We start from the raw sequence: 19,252 nt of genomic DNA on the forward strand, positions 1-19,252 counted from the left end.
GGATCAGCCCGCGAACTGCTCGCCGAAGAGGGCCTGGCCCGACGGGTGGCCGGTCTCCTTCAGGTTGAAGGACGTGGCTCCGGTGCCGGTGCCGGCCGGCAGCTGCCAGACGCGGCCCACCTTCTTGTCCTCGCCCGGCCCGCCGACGTAGAGCTCGGGGATGCCGTTGCGGTCGCCGTCGACCCAGGCCACGGCCGCGCCGAAGCGGTCCATCTCCTCGGACGTGCTGGGCACTCCGGCGGTGTTCTGCGTGATCGTCCGGGCGCCTGCCGTGGTCAGCCCCTGCTTGCCGCCGCGCAGGAGGGTGACGGAGCCGGCCCGGCGGACGGTGCCGCCCTGGGCGTCCTTGTACTCGGCGCCCACGGCGAGGTCCGCGTAGCCGTCCTTGTCGACGTCGGCGAGGGAGCGGGCCTCGCCCCAGCTGTCGTAGCGCTCCAGCGGGCCGGGGACGCCGGGGGTGTCCTGGTCGATGCGGCGCGGCGTGAGGGTCGTGCTGAAGCCGTCCTTGCCGCCGTAGGCGACGAAGATCTTGCCGAGCGGGTCCGTGTACGTCCGGCGGTGCCCGAGGACCATGTCCTGGGCGCCGTCGCCGTTGATGTCGCCGATCTCGGGCTGCATCCACATGTAGCGGGTGCCGGGCAGGGCGATCTGGCGGCTCGCGGTCCATCCGGTGGCGGTGCCCTTGTAGACCATCAGGTTCTGCTTCCAGGGGTTCGCGCTGATCGCGCCCATGTCGGGGCGGCCGTCGCCGGTGAAGTCGGCGATCACGAAACCGCGCGGAGCCGTGCCGTCCTGCCGCAGGGTCTCCCGGTAGCGGACGGGCTTGAAGCCGCCGCTCCGGGTGACGGGACCGCGCACGATGCCGAAGCCGGCCTCCGTGTACGTGCTCGGGCCCATGCGGGTGATCGTGCCGACGAGGTCGGCGATGCCGTCTCCGTCGGTGTCGCCGACGTCGACCCACCACGGGTCGAGGGCATGCGGGGTGGTGGAGGCGGTGACGGCCAGGAGCGTGCTCCCTGACAGGCCCTGCTTGCTGCCCCACAGCACCCAGATCCTGCCGTCGCCCCGGGCGTTCATGACCACCAGGTCGTCGAGGCCGTCGCCGTCCAGATCGCCGAAGCCCTGGATGCGGCCCCACCGACCCCCGGGGTCCGGGGCCTCGGTGCCGTTTGCGTCGGTCTGGGTGACCAGACGGGTGCCGGCCTTGCCGATCCCGGTGGCGGAGCCGTAGGCGACGGCGACGGCGCCCGCCTGCTCGACCGTCCCCACCGTGGCTTCGCTCGCGCTGATCGCGAGGTCCGGGTAGCCGTCGCCGTTGTAGTCGGCGTACGTGCGGTGCTTGGCGGGCGCCGCCGCGGTGCTGATCGCGGTGGCGGTGGCGGTGGCGGCGACGGTGCTGCCGGGCGCCGCGGTCGCCGTGACGGGCGACAGGGCGGCGGCGGTGAGTGCGGTGGCCGCGGACAGGCCGATCGCACCCATGGCGCGCATGCGCATGGGATTCCCCCCGTGTTCGTGTTGTCGGTGAAGCGTGGCCGAATGGATCCCCCCACCGGCCGGTTCACGATGATCGTAAGGGCGGACGAGGGGCCTCCGCCCAGGCTGCTTCCACGACCGGTCACGGCCTCAGCCGCAGCCCCCGCGGGGTGGCGTGGAAACCGGCCGACTCGAGCGAGCGGCCCAGGGGCGAGGTGAGGGCCGGGGCGCCGTTGGTGCGCTCGACCGTCAGGGAGCCGACCTGGCCCGCGCGGGCCGCGGCGGCCAGCGCGGACGTGGCGGCCAGCAGCGCGGGAGAGTCCGGCTCCGACCAGGCGAGCAGGGTCTTGCCGCCGCGCTCCAGGTAGAGCACCAGCTCGCCGTCCACCAGGACCACCAACGAGCCCGCCTTGCGGCCGGGCTTGTGGCCGGCGCCGTCCGGCGGCTCCGGCCAGGGCAGGGCGGCCCCGTAGGCGTTCGCCGGATCGGCCGCGGCCAGCACGCGGGCGTCCAGTGGCGAGTCGGCCCGGTCGCGGGCCGTGGCGGTGGCGCGCAGCCGGTCCACGGCGCCGTCCATCGCGAACTGGGCCGCGCCCAGGCCTTCCACGACGTACCCCCGGCGCGCCTGGCCGCTGTCCTCGAACGCCGACAGGACGCGGTAGACGGCGGAGAAGCCGCCCTCGATCCCCTCGGCCGCGACCGCCCCGCGGGTGACCACACCGTGCCGGTCGAGGAGCGTACGCGCCACGGCGTGCGCCCGGTGCGTGGTGTCCGGCTCCGCCTCCGGCAGCAGCGACCAGCGGCCGGAGACCGTCGGCGGGCCGGTCCGGGAGGCCGGGCGGGCGGCCGCGGTGAGGCTGCCGTACCGGCCCCGGGGGACGGTGCGCTTGGCGCGGTGGGCGGTCGAGCCGGCCGTGCGGCCGCTGCCCAACAGGGAGCGCAGCGGCGCCAGGGTGTCGTTCGTGAGCCGGCCCGACCAGGCCAGGTCCCACACCGCCTCGGACAGCTGGACGTCCGAGGCCTCGGGGTGGGCGCGCCGCACCGAGTCCGCGATCTGGCGGAAGAACAGCCCGTACCCGCCCGCCAGCGCGTCCAGCACCGTCTGGTGCAGCGGGGACAACTCCAGCGGGTGCGGCGGCGGGAGCAGCAGCGGGGCCGCGTCCGCGAGGTAGAGGGAGACCCAGCCGTCCTTGCCCGGCAGCGCGCCGGCGCCCGCCCACACCACCTCGCCGGCGGTGGTCAGCTCGTCCAGCATCCCCGGCTGGTACTGCGCCACCCGCGACGGCAGCACCAGCCGCTCGAGGGCCGAGGCGGGCACCGGGGCTCCCTGGAGCTGCTCGACGGCCCGGGCCAGGCCGTCGAGGCCGCGCAGACCGCCGCCCCCGCCCCCGGACGCGCCCACGTGCTGCCACTGCGGCAGGAACGAGGCCAGCGCGGCCGGCGGCACCGGCTCCAGCTCCTGGCGCAGCGCGGCCAACGACCGCCGCCGCAGCCGGCGCAGCACGGCCGCGTCGCACCACTCCTGGCCCAGCCCCGAGGGGTGGAACTCGCCCTGCACGACCCGGCCCGCCCCCGCGAGCCGCTGCAACGCGCCCTCGGTCACCGCCACGCCCAGCCCGAACCGGGCCGCCGCGGCCGCCGACGTGAACGGGCCGTGGGTGCGCGCGTACCGGGCCAGCAGGTCCCCCAGCGGGTCCTTGACCGGCTCGGTGAAGGCCTCCGGCACCCCCACCGGCAGGGCCGTGCCCAGCGCGTCCCGCAGCCGGCCGGCGTCCTCGACCGCAGCCCAGTGGTCCGCGCCCGCGATCCGCACCGCGATCACCCGTCGGGCGTGGTTCAGCTCCGCCACCCAGGCCGGGTCGCCGCCGCGCTCCACCAGCTCGGCCGGCGTCAACGGGCCCAGCAGGCGCAGCAGGTCGGCGATCCCCTCCGCGTCCTTGACGCGCCGGTCCTCCGTCAGCCACTGGAGCTCCGACTCCAGCTCGGCCAGCACGTCCGCGTCGAGCAGTTCGCGCAGCTCCGCCTGGCCCAGCAGCTCCGCCAGCAGCCTCGAGTCCAGCGACAGCGCCGCCGCCCGGCGCTCCGCCAGCGGGGAGTCGCCCTCGTACAGGAACTGGGCGACGTAACCGAACAGCAGGGAGCGGGCGAACGGCGAGGGCTCCGGCGTGGTCACCTCGACCAGCCGCACCCGGCGCGCCTCGATGTCCCCCATCAGTTCCGTCAGGCCCGGTACGTCGAACACGTCCTGGAGGCATTCGCGCACGGCCTCCAGCACGATCGGGAACGAACCGAACTCCGAAGCCACCTGCAGCAGCTGGGCCGCCCGCTGGCGCTGCTGCCACAGCGGCGTCCGCCGGCCCGGGTTGCGGCGCGGCAGCAGCAGGGCCCGGGCCGCGCACTCCCGGAACCGGGCCGCGAACAGGGCCGAGCCGCCGACCTGGTCGGTGACGATCTGGTCGACCTCGCCCTTGTCGAAGGCCACCTCGGCCGCGCCCAGCGGGGCCTGCTCGCTGTCGAACTCGAAGCCGGGGGCGGCCGGATCGGAGTCCAGCAGGTCCAGCCCCAGCAGGTCGGCGTCCGGCAGCCGCAGCACGATGCCGTCGTCCGCGTGCATCACCTGGGCGTCCATTCCGAACCGCTCGGCCAGCCGGGCCCCCAGCGCCAGCGCCCACGGTGCGTGCACCTGCGCGCCGAACGGGGAGTGCACCACGACCCGCCAGTCGCCCAGTTCGTCGCGGAACCGCTCCACGACGATCGTCCGGTCGTCCGGCACGTGCCCGCAGGCCTCGCGCTGCTCCTTCAGGTAGGCCAGGACGTTGTCCGCCGCCCAGGCGTCCAGGCCGGCGGCCAGCAGCCGCAGCCGGGCGTCGTCCTCCGCCAGACCGCCCACCTCGCGCAGGAACGCACCCACCGCCCGCCCCAGTTCGAGGGGCCGGCCGAGCTGGTCGCCCTTCCAGAACGGCAGCCGGCCCGGCACCCCGGGGGCCGGGGTGACCAGCACCCGGTCCCGGGTGATGTCCTCGATCCGCCACGAGGTGGTGCCGAGCGTGAACACGTCCCCGACCCGGGACTCGTACACCATCTCCTCGTCCAGCTCGCCGACCCGGCCGCCGCCCTTCTTCGGGTCGGACCCGGCCAGGAACACCCCGAACAGGCCGCGGTCCGGGATCGTGCCGCCCGAGGTGACGGCCAGTCGCTGCGCACCCGGCCGGCCCGTGACCGTACCCGCCACCCGGTCCCACACCACCCGCGGCCGCAACTCCGCGAACGCGTCCGAGGGGTAACGCCCCGCCAGCATGTCCAGCACCGCCGTGAACGCCGACTCCGGCAGCGCGGCGAACGGCGCGGCCCGGCGCACCAGCGCCAGCAGGTCGTCCACCTGCCACGTGTCGAGGGCCGTCATCGCCACCACCTGCTGCGCGAGCACGTCCAGCGGATTGGCCGGGATCCGCAGCGACTCGATGGACCCGCTGCGCATCCGCTCGGTCACCACCGCCGCCTGCACCAGGTCGCCCCGGTACTTCGGGAACACCACGCCCGTCGAGACCGCGCCCACCTGGTGGCCGGCGCGGCCCACCCGCTGCAGCCCGGACGCCACCGACGGCGGGGACTCCACCTGGACGACCAGGTCCACGGCGCCCATGTCGATGCCGAGTTCGAGGCTGGAGGTGGCGACGACGGCCGGCAGCCGGCCCGCCTTGAGGTCCTCCTCCACCAGCGCCCGCTGCTCCTTGGAGACCGAGCCGTGGTGCGCCCGGGCCAGCAGGGGCGGGGCGCCGTGGGACGCACCCGACTGCGCCATGATCTCCGCCGGCGGTACGCCCTCCGGCAGCGCCTCGCCCACCGCCCGCTCGTACGCGATCTCGTTGAGCCGGTTGCACAGCCGCTCCGCCAACCGCCGCGAGTTGGCGAACACGATCGTCGAGCGGTGCGCCTGGACCAGGTCCGCGATCCGCTCCTCCACGTGCGGCCAGATGGACGGCTTGTCCCCGCCGTCCCGGCCTTCGGAGGCGGGGGAGCCGCCCAGCTCGCCCATGTCCTCCACCGGTACGACGACCGAGAGGTCGAACTCCTTGCCGGAGGGCGGCTGGACGATCTCCACCTTGCGGCGCGGGGACAGGTAGCGGGCCACCTCGTCCACCGGCCGGACGGTCGCCGACAGGCCGATCCGGCGCGCCGGACGGGGCAGCAACTCGTCCAACCGCTCCAGGGACAGGGCCAGGTGCGCGCCGCGCTTGGTGCCGGCCACCGCGTGCACCTCGTCGAGGATGACCGTCTCGACGCCCGCGAGGGCGTCCCGGGTCGCCGAGGTGAGCATCAGGAACAGCGACTCGGGCGTGGTGATCAGGATGTCCGGCGGCCGGGTGGCCAGGGCCCGCCGCTCGGCGGGCGGGGTGTCACCCGAGCGGATGCCCACCTTGATGTCCGGCTCCGGCAGCCCCAGCCGCACCGACTCCTGCCGGATGCCGGTCAGGGGGCTGCGCAGGTTGCGCTCCACGTCGACGGCGAGCGCCTTCAGCGGGGACACGTACAGCACGCGGCAGCGCTTCCTCGGCTCCGCGGGCGCGGGCGTGCTCGCCAGCCGGTCGAGGGCGGCGAGGAAGGCGGCGAGGGTCTTGCCGGATCCGGTCGGCGCGACGACGAGCACGTCCGAACCCTCCGCGATGGCCCGCCAGGCGCCGTCCTGGGCGGCGGTGGGCGAACGGAAGGCCCCCGAGAACCAGGAGCGGGTCGCGGGGGAGAACGAGTCGAGCGCGGAACCGGCCATGCACCCCATCGTGCACCCCGGCACTGACAAGCGGACCGAACGGCGGGGGCCGCGGGCTGGCGGTGGCCGGTCCTCAGCGTCCGGTGCGTTCGCGGCGGTACGCGCCCGGCGGGACGCCCACGATGCGGGTGAAGTGGCGGTTCAGGTGCGGCTGGTCGGTGAAGCCCACCGCCACGGCGGCCTCCGCCACCGGCGCACCCGACTCGAGCAGCGCCCGGGCCCGGCGCACGCGCGCGTCGGTGAGCCAGGCGTGCGGGGGCAGCCCGTACGCGTCCTTGAAGGCCCGCAGCAGCGCGAACGGGCTCGTGTCGAGCGAGGCGGCCAGCCGCTCCAGCGACGGCGGCTCGGCCAGCCGCTCTTCCAGCACGGCCCGCGCGCGGGCCGCGGTGGCCGCCCCCGCCCCGCGCACGGTGCGGGCCGGCAGGGTGCCGCCGTGCCGGCGCAGCAGGCCCGCCAACGCCACCCGCAGCAGGCTGTCGGCGGCCAGCGCGTTGCCCTCCTCGGCGGCCCGGTGCACCTCCTTGATGAGCCGGGCGGCCTGGGCGTCGGCCACGACGTCGGCCGTGAATCCCGGGGTGCCGTGCAGGGTGGACAGCTCACGCGCCACGTCGGCGATCAGGTCCCGGGCCGGGTACAGCGTGTGGTACGCCCAGCCGTCGCTGGATCCTGCCTTCGCCGTGTGCGGGACCTCCGGGTTGATCAGTACGACGTCCCCGGCACTGGCCCGGACCGGACCGGTCGGCAGCCCGACCTCCTCGATGCCGCCCGTGACGGTGGCCACCACGTAGCCGTCGTGCGCGTGACGGGGGAAGGCGTGCCGGACGTAGTGGGCCTTCAAGAGGTCCAGGCCGGGCAGCTCGGGCGGCTGCCAGTGCCGTGCCCACTCCCCGTTGCCGCTCATGGGGCCATTCTGCGCCCGCCGCCCGGGGCCCGGCCGCGGGTGTCCGGTGGGCGAGACCGGTCGGCGAGACCGGTCGGTGGCAGGTGCAAGAACGTACAAGACCCGGTCACCCCCTCCCCCCTACCGTCGGGGGCGTGGCAGAGACAGCAGCAGCACCGGCGGCAGGGACGGCGACCGCTTCGACCGAGGCGGCCCGGCGGGCCGTGGTGCGGGACGGACTCGGCGTCGGCGTGGCCGTCGGCCTCTCCGGCTTCGCCTTCGGCGTCACCGCCGCGGGGTCGGGCCTCAGCGTGGCGCAGGCGTGCGTGCTCAGCCTGCTCGTCTTCACCGGCGCCTCGCAGTTCGCGCTGGTCGGAGCCCTCGCGGCCGGGGGCAACCCGTTCACGGCGGCCGCCGGGGCGTTCTTCCTCGGCACCCGCAACGCCTTCTACGGCCTGCGCCTGTCGCGGCTGCTGGCCGTGCCCCGCCCCGTGCGCCCGCTCGCCGCGCACTGGGTGATCGACGAGACGGCCGCCGTGGCCATGGCCCAGAAGGACCGGGCCACCGCCCGGCTCGGCTTCACCGTCACCGGCCTCACCCTGTACGTGCTGTGGAACCTCACCACCCTGCTCGGCGCCCTCGGTGCCGAGGCCATCGGCGACACCGACGCGTGGGGGCTGGACGCGGCCGGGCCCGCGGTGTTCCTCGCGCTGCTCGCGCCGAAGCTGCGTACCGCCACCGAGCGGGCCGCGGCCGCCCTGGCCGTCGTCCTGGGCCTGGGCTTCCTGCCCGTACTGCCCGCCGGCGTGCCCGTCCTGGTGGCGGCCCTCGCCGCCCCCGCCGTCCTCTACGTCAAGGGACGCGAGGCCAGGCGGCGTGACGGGCACGGCGCCCCCACCTCCGAGACCCCGCAGGGAGACGACCGATGAACGTCTGGATCGCGATCGCCGCCACCGCCGCGGGCTGCTACCTCCTCAAGCTGGCGGGACTCCTCGTCCCCGCCGGCACCCTGGAGCGGCCGGCCGTGCGCCAGCTGGCCGGCCTGCTGCCGGTGGCCCTGCTGGCCGCCCTCACGGCCCAGCAGACCTTCGGCTCGGGCCAGGCCCTGGTGCTGGACGCGCGGGCCGCGGGCGTGGCGGCCGCCGGTGTCGCGCTGCTGCTGCGCGCCCCGTTCCTGCTCGTCGTCGCGGTCGCGGTGCTGGTCACGGCCGGAGTGCGGGCGCTGGGCGGCTGACCCCGGGCCACGGCCGCGTCACCGCCCACGGCCCGTGGTGAGCGGCCGGCCGTACGCCCGCAGCGTCAGCAGCGCCTCGATCGCCGCGATCGGCCGGCGCTCCAGGCTGCTGCCGGGGGCCCAGGCCCGGCGGCGCACCGGCCAGCCGCCGTCCTCCTGCTGTTCGGCCGCCAGGAAGTCCAGCGACCGGGCCAGCTCCTCGTCCGTGAACCACCCCCTGGCCAGCGACTCCGGTCTGCGGGCCAGGTCGTGGGGGAAGAGCCGCTCGCCCGGCGCGTAGCCGGGCGCCACCGGGTACGCGTCCTGCTCGCCCGGGTCGAGCACGACCAGCCGGTCCTCGCGCACCAGCCGCCCCAGCCGGTCGGCCGCGGCCAGGGCCCGCGACCGGTCGGGCGCCCCGTCGAGGAAGTCCACCGCGGCCTGGATCTCGTACGGGTGGGACCTGCGCAGCGTCTCGACCCGCTCCCAGCAGTAGTCCGTGGCCCGGAACAGCCACGCGTGCCAGACCCGGTTGCGGTGCAGGACGCCCACCACCGGGCCGGTCGTCAGCAGCTCGCTCGGCGGGTCGTCGAGCAGCGGGTGGTACGGCGCCCCCGGGTAGTCGCGCGCGGCAGGGCGCAGCACCGGGAGCGCGCCGTCGGGCGTGGAGGCCTGCGTCAGGTGCCGGCACAGCCGCTCCACGCGCTGGCCCGCGCAGCGCCCGAGGGAGTCCAGCACGCGCAGGGCGTACGCCGAGTGCAGGGGCTGGCTGACCGGGCCCCGCAGGTCCGGGTCGAGGGCGTGGCCGTAGCCGCCGTCGGGGTTCAGGTACGGGCCGAGGGCGGCGTCGACCGGATCGGCCCCGCCGCCCAGGAAGTGGTACGCGAACCGCCGCTGCTCCAGGACCCGGGCCGTGAGCCAGACGAACCGCTCGGCGCGGGCCAGGGGGGATCCGGGGGATGCTTCGTCACCAGGCATGCCCGAAACCGTAGGGGTCGGGACGGCGGCGGATCGGCAGCTCGGCGGGGGTGCACCCCGGGGGCGGGATACTGGGCGCATGCGGTTGACGATTTTCTGGGAGCGGATGGCCGAGCACTTCGGCGCCGCCTACGCCGATTCCTTCGCGCGCGACCACGTGATGTCCGAACTGGGCGGACGCACGGTCCACCAGGCCCTCGACGCGGGCTGGGAGGCCAAGGACGTGTGGCGGGCGGTCTGCCGGGCGATGGACGTGCCCGAGTACAAGCGCTGACGGGCCGCCCCGCCGGTACGAGAGACTGGCCCGGTGGCAGCCACCCGTGACACCGACCAGCCCGAGCACCCGCGCCGCGCCGCGGCCCCCGCGGCGCAGATCCCCGCCCCCGCACCCGCCCCTGATGCCGGTGCCGGTGCCGACACCGATGCCGATGCGGGCAAGGAGCCGCCGTCGGGCCCCCGCACCGCCCTGCGGGCCGGCTCGCCGCGGATGCCGCGCTGGCTGCCGCGCGCCGTGATCCTGGTCCTGGCCCTCTACGCCTGCTTCCAGCTCGCCAGCTGGGCCTTCCACCAGCTGGTCGCCCTGCTGCTCAACATCCTGATCGCCTTCTTCCTCGCCCTGGCCGTGGAGCCGGCGGTGAGCCGGATGTCCGCGCGCGGGATGCGCCGGGGGATCGCCACCTTCCTGGTGTTCCTCGGCGTCCTGGTCCTCGGGCTGGGCTTCGTCGCCCTGATGGGTTCGATGCTGGCCGGTCAGATCGTCGACATGGTCGACCGCTTCCCGCAGTACCTGGACTCGCTCATCGGGTCGATCAACAAGACGTTCCGCACCGACCTGTCCCGGCTGGCCATCCAGGACAGCCTGCTGCACTCCGACTGGCTCCAGAAGTACGTGCAGAACAGTGCGACCGGCGTGCTGGACGTCTCCGCGACCGTCCTGGGCGGGCTCTTCAAGCTGCTGACGATCGGCCTGTTCTCCTTCTACTTCGCCGCCGACGGACCCCGGCTGCGGCGCGCGCTGTGCTCGGTGCTGCCGCCGGCGCGCCAGGCGGAGGTGCTGCGGGCGTGGGAGATCGCGGTCGCCAAGACGGGCGGCTACCTCTACTCGCGCGGCCTCATGGCGCTGATCTCGGCGGTGGCCCACTACGTGGTGCTGGTCGTGCTGGGCGTGCCGTACGCGCCCGCGCTGGCGCTGTGGGTGGGGCTGGTCTCGCAGTTCATCCCGACGATCGGCACGTACCTGGCGGGTGCGCTGCCGATGCTGATCGCCTTCACGGTCAACCCGTGGTACGCGGTGTACGTGCTGGTGTTCGTGGTGATCTACCAGCAGTTCGAGAACTACATGCTGCAGCCGAAGCTGACCTCGCGGACCGTGGACATCCACCCGGCGGTCGCGTTCGGGTCGGTGATCGCGGGGACCGCGCTGCTCGGGGCCATCGGGGCGCTGATCGCCATTCCGGCGGTGGCCACGCTGCAGTCGTTCCTCGGGGCGTACATCAAGCGGTACGAGGTCGCGGACGACCCCGGGGTGTGGCGGCGGGAGCGCTCCACGACCTCGTGACGCCGGGGCGTACGAGGTCGCGGGGCGCGCGTCGTGCCGCTCAGCGGCCCTTGCGGGGCTTGCCGCGGCCGGTACCGCCGCCGCGCTTGGCGGCGGACGGGGCTCCGCCGGTGCGCGGCCCGCGACCGCCCGCCTTCGCGGCCCCCTTGGCCGCGGCCGGCCTGCCCTTCTGATGGGCCTTCTGCGGGGTCTTGCCCTGGCCCTTGCCCTGCGCCTTCCCCTGGTCCCCGGACCCGGACGCGCCCCGGTCCCGGCCGCGGGTGCTGTTCACGGTCCGGCCGCGGACGATGCCGATGAAGTCCTCCACCATGTCGGTGGTCCGCTCCTCGGGCCACGACAGGGCCACCTGCGACTGCGGGACGTCCGTGACCGTGCGGTACGTCAGGTCACGCCGGTGGTGCAGCCGGGCCAGCGACTGGGGGACGAGCAGGACGCCCACGTTCGCGGCGACCAGCTCGATGGCGTCCGCCGTGGTGGCCGGGCGCTCGATCGCGGGCCGGCCGGGCGGCTGCTCCCAGCCGAGGGTGTCGTCGAGCGGGTGGAAGACGACCTCGTCGGCCAGCTCCGCCGCGGACACCTCCTCCACCGCCGCGACGAGGTGGTCCTTGGGGACCACCACCACGGTCGTCTCGGTGTAGAGGGGGATGGCGCTGAAGTACGTACGGTCGACCGGGAGCCGTACGAGACCGGCGTCCGCGTCGCCGCGGCGCAGTACGTCCTCGACCTCGCCGGCCTCCACCTGGACGAGCTGCAGTGGGACGTCGGGCAGCCGCTCCTGCCAGATCCGCACCCACTTCGCGGGGGTCGCGCCCGGCACGTACGCGAGGCGGAAGGACGGCGAGGGCGGTGCGGGGGATGCTGCGGAGCCTGTCACCCGGCCAGGTTACCCGGGCGTGGTCGGAGGCCGCGCATATGCTCGATACCCTTGGTGCATGACGTCGCAGCACCAGAACTCCCAGACCATGAAGCCCGCCACCGCGGCCAAGAAGCTGGGTGTGTACCTCGAGGCCACCCCCGCCGAGTTCCGGGAGGGCGTCGTCACGCGCGACGAGCTGAACGCGCTCCAGGCCGAGCCGCCGGCGTGGCTGGTGGAGCTGCGGCGCACCGGCCCGCACCCGCGGCCCGTGGTCGCGGCGAAGCTGGGCGTCTCCATCTCGGGCCTCGCGCGCGGCGGCGTGACCGAGGCGCTCACGACCGAGCAGATCGAGGCGCTGAAGCAGGAGAACCCGGAGTGGCTCCAGAAGGAGCGGGCCACCCAGGCCGAGGTGCGCAAGGAAGCGGTGCGCATCAAGCAGGTGCAGGCCGAGCGCGCGGAGCGCGCCGAGCGCCGCGACTGACCCCGGCTCCCGCACCTTCCGTCCCGCGGGGGCGGAAGGTGGGATTCCGGCCCGCCGGGCGACGGCGGCAGCCATGATCGTGTCCATGGCATTCTCAGACGACACGGGTTCCATCGTTCCGCAGGCCGGCACCCCGAAAGCGCCGCGCGCCGAGCTCTTCGTCGACGAGGCGGGCGACGGCCGCTTCGCCGGACCGGCGACGGGGGACGAGCGACCCATGCTCACGGACATGCTCGCGGCCCAGCGCGCGACGCTGGAACTGAAGTGCGCCGGACTGGGCGAGGAGCTGGCCCGCAGGTCGGTCGAGCCGTCCACCCTGTCGCTGCTCGGGCTGTTGCGGCACCTCGCCGACGTGGAGCGGCGCTGGTTCCGGAGCGTCCTCGCCGGTCAGGACGCGCCGCCCCGCTACTCCTCGCCGCAGGACCCGGACGGCGACTTCGACGGGGCCGCGCCCGGGACCGCCGACGCGGCCTGGCGGGACTGGCGCGACGAGGTCGCCTTCGCCGAGCGTTTCGCGGCGCAGGCCCCGGACCTCGACGTCGAGGGCGACGACCACTGGCGCGGCCGGGTCTCCCTGCGCTGGGTGCTGATCCACATGATCGAGGAGTACGCCCGCCACAACGGCCACGCCGACCTCCTGCGCGAACGCATCGACGGCCGCGTGGGCCTCTGAGCCGACCGTTCGCCCCCGCGTGACGGTGCCTGCGGGCGGCGACGCGGGCGGCGACGGCGGGAACCGTGCGGCGCCGACGCGGCGTCTGGCGGGGGGCGGGACGACGGGAACGGCCGGGGACGACCGGGGACAGGGGGCGACGGGACAGGTGGGGGACGCAGTGCGACCGGAGAGCGGAACGGCAGGCGGGCCCGGCCCGAGGGAGGCCGCCGCGCTTCTCCTGGACAAGATCCGCCAGGGCAACGACTACGCCGGCGGCAAGAAGAGGCGGTTCGGTCGGAGCGCCTCCCTCACCAAGGTGGCGACGCTGGTGCTGTCGGCCGCGTCGACCGTCATCCTCGGCCTGCAGGACCTCAACGCGTGGGCCGACCTCGCCCTGGCGTGCGTGGCGCTGGTGACGTTGCTGGGAGCCGTCGAACCGTTCTTCAACTGGCGCTCCCGGTCGGTCCTGATGGAGGAGGCGCAGTACCGCTTCCGGCGGCTCGCCGACGACCTCGAGTACCTCCTGGCGACGACGGCCGCGGACGAGCTCACCTTCGACCGGCTGGGCGAGGTGTACGTCCGGTACCAGGCGATCTGGGACGACCTGAGCCGCGGCTGGCTGGAGCAGCGCCGGGCACCCGCCCCGTCGACCGGCCCCTGATCCGCCGCGCGACCGGCGGCTGCGCGCCGCGACCGGGCGTGGTGCCGGCCGCCCGCTGTCCCGTGCCACCGGATCCTGACCGTTTGCCATCGGACTTCGACGGACGCGAGTTCGTGTCGTCGGAGTTTGATCACCGCAGGTCGGCGACTCGGTGCACCTTCGGCGCGCCGAGTCGCTGACCTGCACTCATGTGCAGTTCCTCGTAGACGTGCAGGTCAGAGCCCTGTGATCGTCATGCAGGCTGCTCGATGTGCGGGGACGGGGGGTCAGGAAGGCTTGACCGCCGAGACCGGGGTGGCGGTCACCTTGTTGTCGCACTCGGCCCACCACCCGTCCTTCAGGGCGACCTGGTGCTTCCCGGAGTGCGGCAGCCCGATGACCATCGTCGGATATGCCTTCGGGGTCTTGCCCGACGCGCAGTAGCCGTCGCCCTCCCCCTGGACCTGGACGAAGGTCAGCTTCACCCACGCCTTGCCGTGCGGCCGGACCGTCACGGTGGTCGCCCTGCCGGTGGGGGTGACCTTGAGCGGGGTGCTGTGGGCGGGGGAGCCGTTGCCGGCGCCCGCGACCGTCGGATGGCCCTTCAGGACGCACGTCTTCCGGGAGACGTTGGTGAACTGCACGACCGCCGCCCCGGTCCCGGTCCCGACGGGCGGGTGGGCGGCCTGCCGGGCGCTGACCTGGAGGGCGGAGGCCGGGCAGGCGGGCGGCGGGGTGGAGGTGGTGGTGCTCGCCGCCATGGCGGCGCCGGGCAGGATGCCGGTCATCGCCGCCGCGACGGCCGTGACCGCCGTCGTCGCCAGAGCCGCCCTGCGAATGCCGTTGATGTGACGCATGCTGTCGTCCCCCTGAGTCGTCTCGTCCGCGGGTTTCGGTCGTCGGTTGTTGCCCCGCGGTACGCGTGGTACGTGAGTGCAGATAGGGCGGGAGAGCGGCAGGGTTCCGTGCGGCGAGCACTTGTGACGGAACGGTCAAAGTCCGATGGCAAACGGTCAAGATCCAGTGGCACGGGACACCCGCCCCGTGCGGCGGCCCGGTGGGGCGGCTTGACACGAAAATCGAACATCCATTCTCATGGGGGTCTCCGGCCGCGCGATTGCTGGGGTTTTACCCGGTTATCCACAGCCGGAAGGGGCGCGGAGGCGCATTGTCAGTGGCAGGCGTTAGCGTCTTTGACGTGAAGCGATCGACTCAAGCAACCCGGGTGGAACCCATGGCAGGCACCGACCGCGAGAAGGCGCTCGACGCCGCGCTCGCACAGATTGAACGACAATTCGGCAAGGGCGCCGTGATGCGCCTCGGCGACCGGCCGAACGACCCCATCGAGGTCATCCCCACCGGGTCGACCGCTCTCGACGTCGCCCTCGGCGTCGGCGGCCTGCCCCGCGGCCGCGTCGTCGAGATCTACGGACCGGAGTCCTCCGGTAAGACCACGCTGACGCTGCACGCCGTGGCCAACGCCCAGCGCGCCGGCGGCACCGTCGCCTTCGTGGACGCCGAGCACGCCCTCGACCCCGAGTACGCCAAGGCGCTCGGCGTCGACACCGACAACCTGATCCTGTCGCAGCCGGACACCGGCGAGCAGGCCCTGGAGATCGTGGACATGCTGGTCCGCTCCGGCGCCCTCGACCTCATCGTCATCGACTCCGTGGCCGCGCTCGTGCCGCGCGCGGAGATCGAGGGCGAGATGGGCGACTCCCACGTGGGTCTCCAGGCCCGCCTGATGAGCCAGGCGCTCCGGAAGATCACCAGCGCGCTCAACCAGTCCAAGACCACCGCGATCTTCATCAACCAGCTCCGCGAGAAGATCGGCGTGATGTTCGGCTCGCCCGAGACCACGACCGGTGGCCGCGCGCTGAAGTTCTACGCCTCCGTGCGCATCGACATCCGCCGCATCGAGACCCTCAAGGACGGCACCGAGGCGGTCGGTAACCGCACCCGCTGCAAGGTCGTCAAGAACAAGGTCGCCCCGCCCTTCAAGCAGGCCGAGTTCGACATCCTCTACGGCCAGGGCATCAGCCGCGAGGGCGGCCTGATCGACATGGGCGTCGAGCACGGGTTCGTCCGCAAGGCCGGCGCCTGGTACACGTACGAGGGCGACCAGCTGGGCCAGGGCAAGGAGAACGCCCGCAACTTCCTGAAGGACAACCCGGACCTCGCCAACGAGATCGAGAAGAAGATCAAGGAGAAGCTCGGCGTGGGTGTCCGCAAGGACGCCCCCACCGCCGAGCCGGGTCCCGACGCGGCCGGCGGCTCCGCCGAGGACGCCAAGGCCGTGCCCGCTCCGGCGAGCAAGGCGAAGGCGACCAAGGCCACCGCGGCCAAGAGCTGATCCGGAGCTGATCGGTGTTGGCCGCATCACCCGAGGACGGCGACGGCCCCGGCCCGTCGAGGGCCGGGCAGGGGCCGCCGCTCGGCGGACGGCGGCGGGCGCGCGGTGGCTCCGGCCCCCGGGCAGCCCGTGACGAGGAGTGGCAGGGCCGGGAGGACTCCGAGTCCCCGGCCCCTGCCGCCCCGCGGCAGAGCCCCGAGGAGCAGGCGCGGGCGATCTGCCTCCGGCTGCTCACCGGCAGCCCCCGCACCCGCCGCCAGCTCGGGGACGCCCTGCACAAGCGGGGCATCCCCGAGGAGGTCTCGGAGGAGGTCCTCTCCCGCTTCGAGGAGGCGGGCCTGATCGACGACGCCGCGTTCGCGGGCGCCTGGGTGGAGTCCCGGCACCACGGCCGCGGACTCGCCCGCCGGGCGCTCGCCCGCGAGCTGCGCACCAAGGGGGTCGACTCCGCGCTGATCGACCGGGCGATGGAGCGACTCGACTCCGACCGCGAGGAGGAGACCGCCCGCGACCTCGTCGACCGCAAACTGCGTTCCACCCGGGGACTCGACCGCGACAAGCGCATCCGCCGCCTCGCCGGCATGCTCGCCCGCAAGGGCTACCCGGAGGGCATGGCCCTGCGGGTGGTCCGGCGCGCGCTGGAAGAGGAGGGCGAGGAGACCGAGGACCTCGGCTACGGCTTCGACTGACGTCCCGGACCTCCACCGAACGGGCGCGGGCCGAAAGCACCGGGGGAGCGGGCGGCCCGCCGACCCGAGGCCGGGGGTGGGGTTAGCCCCCGTGGGGATTGGGCGGGGCGCTCCAGTGAGCAGGACCCCCGCCGGGCGACAGGCTTGCCCCCATGATGCTGCGTTACGCCCTCCTGAGCGTCAGGGACCGCAAGGCCGGGTTCCTGGGCGCGTTCGTCGCCTTCCTGTGCGCGGCGGCCCTCATCACCGCCTGCGGTTCCCTCCTCGAGACCGGCCTGCGCGGCACCGTCGCCACCGAGCGGTACGCCGCCACCCCCGTGATCGTCTCCGCCGACCAGCAGGTCCACCAGACCACCGTCAAGGACAAGGGCAACGGCAAGCGGAAGGTCAAGCACAAGTCCAAGCCCGTCGCGGAGCGTGCCTGGCTGCCCGCGGGCGTGCTCACCGCCGTCCGCTCGGCGCCCGGCGTCGGCCGCGCCGTACCCGAACTGACCTTCCGCGCCCGGCCGCTCACCCGGACCCCCGACGACCGCCCCGCGTACGGGCACGCCTGGGACTCCGCCGCCCTGACGCCCTTCACCCTCACCGCGGGCCGCGCCCCGCGCACCGACCGGGAGCTCGTCGTCGACCGCGGCCTGGCCGAACGGGCCGGCCTGCGCCCCGGCTCCCCGCTCACCGTCCAGTCGACGACCACCCCCCGCACGTACACCGTGACCGGGATCGCCGCCGCCGGCGGCGCGGGCCTGCGCCACCAGAGCGCCCTCTTCTTCAACCCCGCCGAAGCCCGCCGGCTCTCGGCCCGCCCCGCCGGCACCTACACCGCCATCGGCGTCCGGCCCGCCCCCGGCACCAGCCCCGCCGCGCTCGAAGCCGCCCTCGCCACCGCCCTGAAGGGCACCACCGCCCAGGTGAGCGGCGGAGCCGACCGCGGACCCGTCGAGTTCCTCGACGCCGCCGGCGCCCGCGTCACCCTGGTCTCCATGGGCGGCTCGATGGCCGGCACCTCCCTCCTCGTCGCCGTCTTCGTCGCGGCGGGCACCCTCGCCCTCGCCGTGCGCCAGCGCCACCGCGAGCTCGCCCTGCTCCGCGCCATCGCCGCCTCCGCCCGCCAGGTCCGGAGCCTGCTCGCCACCGAGGCCACCCTCGTGGGCCTGGCCGGCGGCGTCCTCGGCGCCCTCGCCGGACTGCCCCTCGCCGCCTGGCTGCACCACCGGTTCACCGCCGCCGGGGTGCTGCCCCCGACACTGAAGACCGGCACCGGCGTCTTCCCCGCCCTCGCCGCCGTCGCCATCACCGTGCTCGGCGCCCGCGCCGCGGCCCGGATCAGCGCCCGCCACATCACCCGCATCAGCCCCGCCCGGGCCCTGTCCGAAGCCGCACTGGAGCCCCGGCGCCCGGCCCTGACACGGACCGTGCTCGGCCTGCTGTGCGCGGCCGCCGGCGTGGTGCTCGTGGTGGTGCTCAGCGCACTGCGCACCGAGCCCGCCGCCACCCCCGTCACGTTCCTCACGGTCATCGTCCTGGCCGCGGCCGTCTCCCTGCTGGGCCCGCTGCTGGTCCGCGCCGCCGCCTGGCTGCTCACCGGCCCGCTCCGGCTGGCCGGCCCCAACGGCCGCCTGGCCGCCGCCAACCTGCGCGGCAACGCCACCCGCATGGCCTCCGCGGTCACCCCCGTCGCCCTGCTCGTCGGCATGACCTGCACGGTCCTGTTCAGCCAGCCCACCCTCTCCCACGCCGCCCGCGCCCAGGCCCGCGAGGGTCTGCGGGCCGGCTGGGTGCTGGCCTCCGGGGGGCCGGGCGTACCGGGTGCGGCCGCGGCGAGGATCCGTACGGTCGAGGGCGTCACGGCCGCCACCGAGGTCGTTACCACCCAGGTCCGGATCGGTCTCACGAAGTACGCCGCCCAGGGCGTGACCCCCGCCGGCCTCGAGCGCACCTGGGACCCCGGCGTCACCAGCGGCTCCCTCCGCGGCTTCGGCCCGCGCAGCGCGGCGGTCAGCGAACTCGCCGCCGAACAGCTGGGGCTGCGGCCCGGCAGCCGGCTGGCCGTGCACCTCGGCGACGGCACGCCCGTGACCGTCACGGTCGCCGCCGTCTACGCCCGGGGCCTCGGCTTCGGCGACCTCACGCTCGCCCACGACCTGGTGGCGGCACACGTCGACAACCCGCTGTCCGCAGCGGTCTACGTCGCCGCCGCCCCTTCCGTCACCCGGGCCGGGCTCACCGCCGCCGTCGCCCCCTACCCCGGTGTCTCCGTGCTGACCCCGGACGCGCTGGACGCGGTACGGGCCGCGCGGCAGCGGGCCGGGGCCGAGGTGAACCTGATCGCGATGGGCCTGGTGCTCGCCTTCACCGCGATCTCCGTGGTCAACACCCTGGCGATGTCCACGGGCGAGCGGATCCGCGAGTTCGCCATGCTGCGGCTGGCGGGGGCGACGCGGCGCCAGGTGCTGCGGATGCTGCGCCTGGAGGCGCTGTCCGTGCTCCTGATGGGGGCGGTGCTGGGGACCGGCATCGCGGCCGCGGTGCTGACGGCCTTCAGCGTGGGGATGACGGGGGAGGCGGCCCCGGCCGTCCTGCCCCTGGTGTACGCCGCCGTGGTCGGGGCCGCCGGCTTGCTGGCCCTGACCGCCACCGCGGTGCCGGGACGGGCGGCCCTCCGGGTGCGGGCGGTGACGGTGGCTACGGCCAAGGAGTAGGTGTTGGTC

16 protein-coding genes are annotated in these 19,252 nt (G+C 74.8%); 10 read left to right on the forward strand and 6 right to left on the reverse strand.

The window, feature by feature from the left end:
- Positions 1-3: 3 nt before the first annotated feature.
- The 3 genes from ACIQCH_RS05855 to ACIQCH_RS05865 form a co-directional block, all read right to left on the reverse strand.
- On the reverse strand, positions 4-1,494 hold the full coding sequence (locus ACIQCH_RS05855) for an FG-GAP-like repeat-containing protein (RefSeq protein WP_402578334.1): 1,491 nt from the start codon (positions 1,492-1,494) through the stop codon (positions 4-6).
- A gap of 121 nt (positions 1,495-1,615) precedes the next feature.
- Positions 1,616-6,241, reverse strand: coding sequence for an ATP-dependent helicase (locus tag ACIQCH_RS05860; RefSeq protein WP_402578336.1), 4,626 nt, complete (start codon positions 6,239-6,241; stop codon positions 1,616-1,618).
- Positions 6,242-6,314: 73 nt separating this feature from the next.
- On the reverse strand, positions 6,315-7,142 hold the full coding sequence (locus ACIQCH_RS05865) for an AraC family ligand binding domain-containing protein (RefSeq protein ID WP_402578338.1): 828 nt from the start codon (positions 7,140-7,142) through the stop codon (positions 6,315-6,317).
- A 134-nt stretch (positions 7,143-7,276) separates the two neighbouring features.
- Between ACIQCH_RS05865 and ACIQCH_RS05870 the strand changes: the two genes are divergently transcribed.
- Together ACIQCH_RS05870 and ACIQCH_RS05875 are read left to right on the forward strand one after the other, a co-directional pair.
- Complete coding sequence (locus tag ACIQCH_RS05870; protein ID WP_402578340.1) at positions 7,277-8,050, forward strand: AzlC family ABC transporter permease; 774 nt, start codon at positions 7,277-7,279, stop codon at positions 8,048-8,050.
- A complete protein-coding gene (locus ACIQCH_RS05875; protein WP_030208064.1) occupies positions 8,047-8,355 on the forward strand; it encodes an AzlD domain-containing protein in 309 nt (102 codons plus the stop codon). The genes ACIQCH_RS05870 and ACIQCH_RS05875 overlap by 4 nt, the downstream gene beginning before the upstream one ends.
- Before the next feature lie 18 nt (positions 8,356-8,373).
- Here the strand turns inward: ACIQCH_RS05875 and ACIQCH_RS05880 are convergent, their stop codons facing one another.
- Entirely contained in the window at positions 8,374-9,312 is a 939-nt protein-coding gene (locus ACIQCH_RS05880) for a hypothetical protein (protein WP_402578342.1), read from the reverse strand.
- Positions 9,313-9,391: 79 nt separating this feature from the next.
- Here ACIQCH_RS05880 and ACIQCH_RS05885 point away from each other — a divergent pair, with 79 nt between their 5' ends.
- Entirely contained in the window at positions 9,392-9,586 is a 195-nt protein-coding gene (locus ACIQCH_RS05885; RefSeq protein WP_402578344.1) for a DUF3046 domain-containing protein, read from the forward strand.
- A 213-nt stretch (positions 9,587-9,799) separates the two neighbouring features.
- A complete protein-coding gene (locus tag ACIQCH_RS05890) occupies positions 9,800-10,870 on the forward strand; it encodes an AI-2E family transporter (RefSeq protein WP_402578680.1) in 1,071 nt (356 codons plus the stop codon).
- A 40-nt stretch (positions 10,871-10,910) separates the two neighbouring features.
- Here ACIQCH_RS05890 and ACIQCH_RS05895 read toward each other — a convergent pair whose 3' ends face one another.
- Complete coding sequence (locus tag ACIQCH_RS05895) at positions 10,911-11,744, reverse strand: LysR family transcriptional regulator substrate-binding protein (protein WP_402578346.1); 834 nt, start codon at positions 11,742-11,744, stop codon at positions 10,911-10,913.
- 58 nt (positions 11,745-11,802) lie between these two features.
- Here ACIQCH_RS05895 and ACIQCH_RS05900 point away from each other — a divergent pair, with 58 nt between their 5' ends.
- The 3 genes from ACIQCH_RS05900 to ACIQCH_RS05910 all read left to right on the forward strand — a co-directional run bounded on the left by ACIQCH_RS05900 (position 11,803) and on the right by ACIQCH_RS05910 (position 13,523).
- The gene (locus tag ACIQCH_RS05900; RefSeq protein WP_402578348.1) at positions 11,803-12,207 is read left to right on the forward strand and encodes a DUF5997 family protein; all 405 of its coding nucleotides are present in this window, start codon (positions 11,803-11,805) and stop codon (positions 12,205-12,207) included.
- Between the two features lie 85 nt (positions 12,208-12,292).
- Positions 12,293-12,880 carry a DinB family protein gene (locus ACIQCH_RS05905; RefSeq protein ID WP_402578350.1) on the forward strand — a complete coding sequence of 196 codons (588 nt, stop codon included), beginning with the start codon at positions 12,293-12,295 and terminating at the stop codon, positions 12,878-12,880.
- 160 nt (positions 12,881-13,040) lie between these two features.
- The gene (locus tag ACIQCH_RS05910) at positions 13,041-13,523 is read left to right on the forward strand and encodes an SLATT domain-containing protein (protein ID WP_402578352.1); all 483 of its coding nucleotides are present in this window, start codon (positions 13,041-13,043) and stop codon (positions 13,521-13,523) included.
- A gap of 266 nt (positions 13,524-13,789) precedes the next feature.
- On the opposite strand, the gene ACIQCH_RS05915 is transcribed toward ACIQCH_RS05910, so the two are convergent.
- Positions 13,790-14,359 (reverse strand): DUF4232 domain-containing protein, encoded by a 570-nt coding sequence (locus ACIQCH_RS05915; RefSeq protein WP_402578353.1) that lies wholly within the window; start codon positions 14,357-14,359, stop codon positions 13,790-13,792.
- A gap of 377 nt (positions 14,360-14,736) precedes the next feature.
- Here ACIQCH_RS05915 and recA point away from each other — a divergent pair, with 377 nt between their 5' ends.
- The 3 genes from recA (at position 14,737) to ACIQCH_RS05930 (ending at position 19,243) form a co-directional block, all read left to right on the forward strand.
- Entirely contained in the window at positions 14,737-15,855 is a 1,119-nt protein-coding gene (gene recA, locus ACIQCH_RS05920) for a recombinase RecA (protein ID WP_402578355.1), read from the forward strand.
- 14 nt (positions 15,856-15,869) lie between these two features.
- Positions 15,870-16,544, forward strand: a complete 675-nt coding sequence (gene recX / locus ACIQCH_RS05925) for a recombination regulator RecX (RefSeq protein ID WP_402578357.1) — start codon at positions 15,870-15,872, stop codon at positions 16,542-16,544.
- A 152-nt stretch (positions 16,545-16,696) separates the two neighbouring features.
- Complete coding sequence (locus ACIQCH_RS05930; RefSeq protein WP_402578358.1) at positions 16,697-19,243, forward strand: FtsX-like permease family protein; 2,547 nt, start codon at positions 16,697-16,699, stop codon at positions 19,241-19,243.
- The last annotated feature ends 9 nt before the right edge of the window (positions 19,244-19,252 follow it).

Source organism: Streptomyces sp. NPDC093225 (genome assembly GCF_044753805.1).
In the GTDB taxonomy this organism is placed as follows: domain Bacteria; phylum Actinomycetota; class Actinomycetes; order Streptomycetales; family Streptomycetaceae; genus Streptomyces.

Coding starts and splice junctions, on each gene's coding strand:
- ACIQCH_RS05855 (WP_402578334.1), bottom strand. CDS start 1,494: ATGCGCATGCGCGCCATGGGTGCGATCGGCCTGTCCGCGGCCACCGCA.
- ACIQCH_RS05860 (WP_402578336.1), bottom strand. CDS start 6,241: ATGGCCGGTTCCGCGCTCGACTCGTTCTCCCCCGCGACCCGCTCCTGG.
- ACIQCH_RS05865 (WP_402578338.1), bottom strand. CDS start 7,142: ATGAGCGGCAACGGGGAGTGGGCACGGCACTGGCAGCCGCCCGAGCTG.
- ACIQCH_RS05875 (WP_030208064.1), top strand. CDS start 8,047: ATGAACGTCTGGATCGCGATCGCCGCCACCGCCGCGGGCTGCTACCTC.
- ACIQCH_RS05880 (WP_402578342.1), bottom strand. CDS start 9,312: ATGCCTGGTGACGAAGCATCCCCCGGATCCCCCCTGGCCCGCGCCGAG.
- ACIQCH_RS05885 (WP_402578344.1), top strand. CDS start 9,392: ATGCGGTTGACGATTTTCTGGGAGCGGATGGCCGAGCACTTCGGCGCC.
- ACIQCH_RS05890 (WP_402578680.1), top strand. CDS start 9,800: ATGCCGCGCTGGCTGCCGCGCGCCGTGATCCTGGTCCTGGCCCTCTAC.
- ACIQCH_RS05900 (WP_402578348.1), top strand. CDS start 11,803: ATGACGTCGCAGCACCAGAACTCCCAGACCATGAAGCCCGCCACCGCG.
- ACIQCH_RS05905 (WP_402578350.1), top strand. CDS start 12,293: ATGGCATTCTCAGACGACACGGGTTCCATCGTTCCGCAGGCCGGCACC.
- ACIQCH_RS05915 (WP_402578353.1), bottom strand. CDS start 14,359: ATGCGTCACATCAACGGCATTCGCAGGGCGGCTCTGGCGACGACGGCG.
- recA (WP_402578355.1), top strand. CDS start 14,737: ATGGCAGGCACCGACCGCGAGAAGGCGCTCGACGCCGCGCTCGCACAG.
- ACIQCH_RS05930 (WP_402578358.1), top strand. CDS start 16,697: ATGATGCTGCGTTACGCCCTCCTGAGCGTCAGGGACCGCAAGGCCGGG.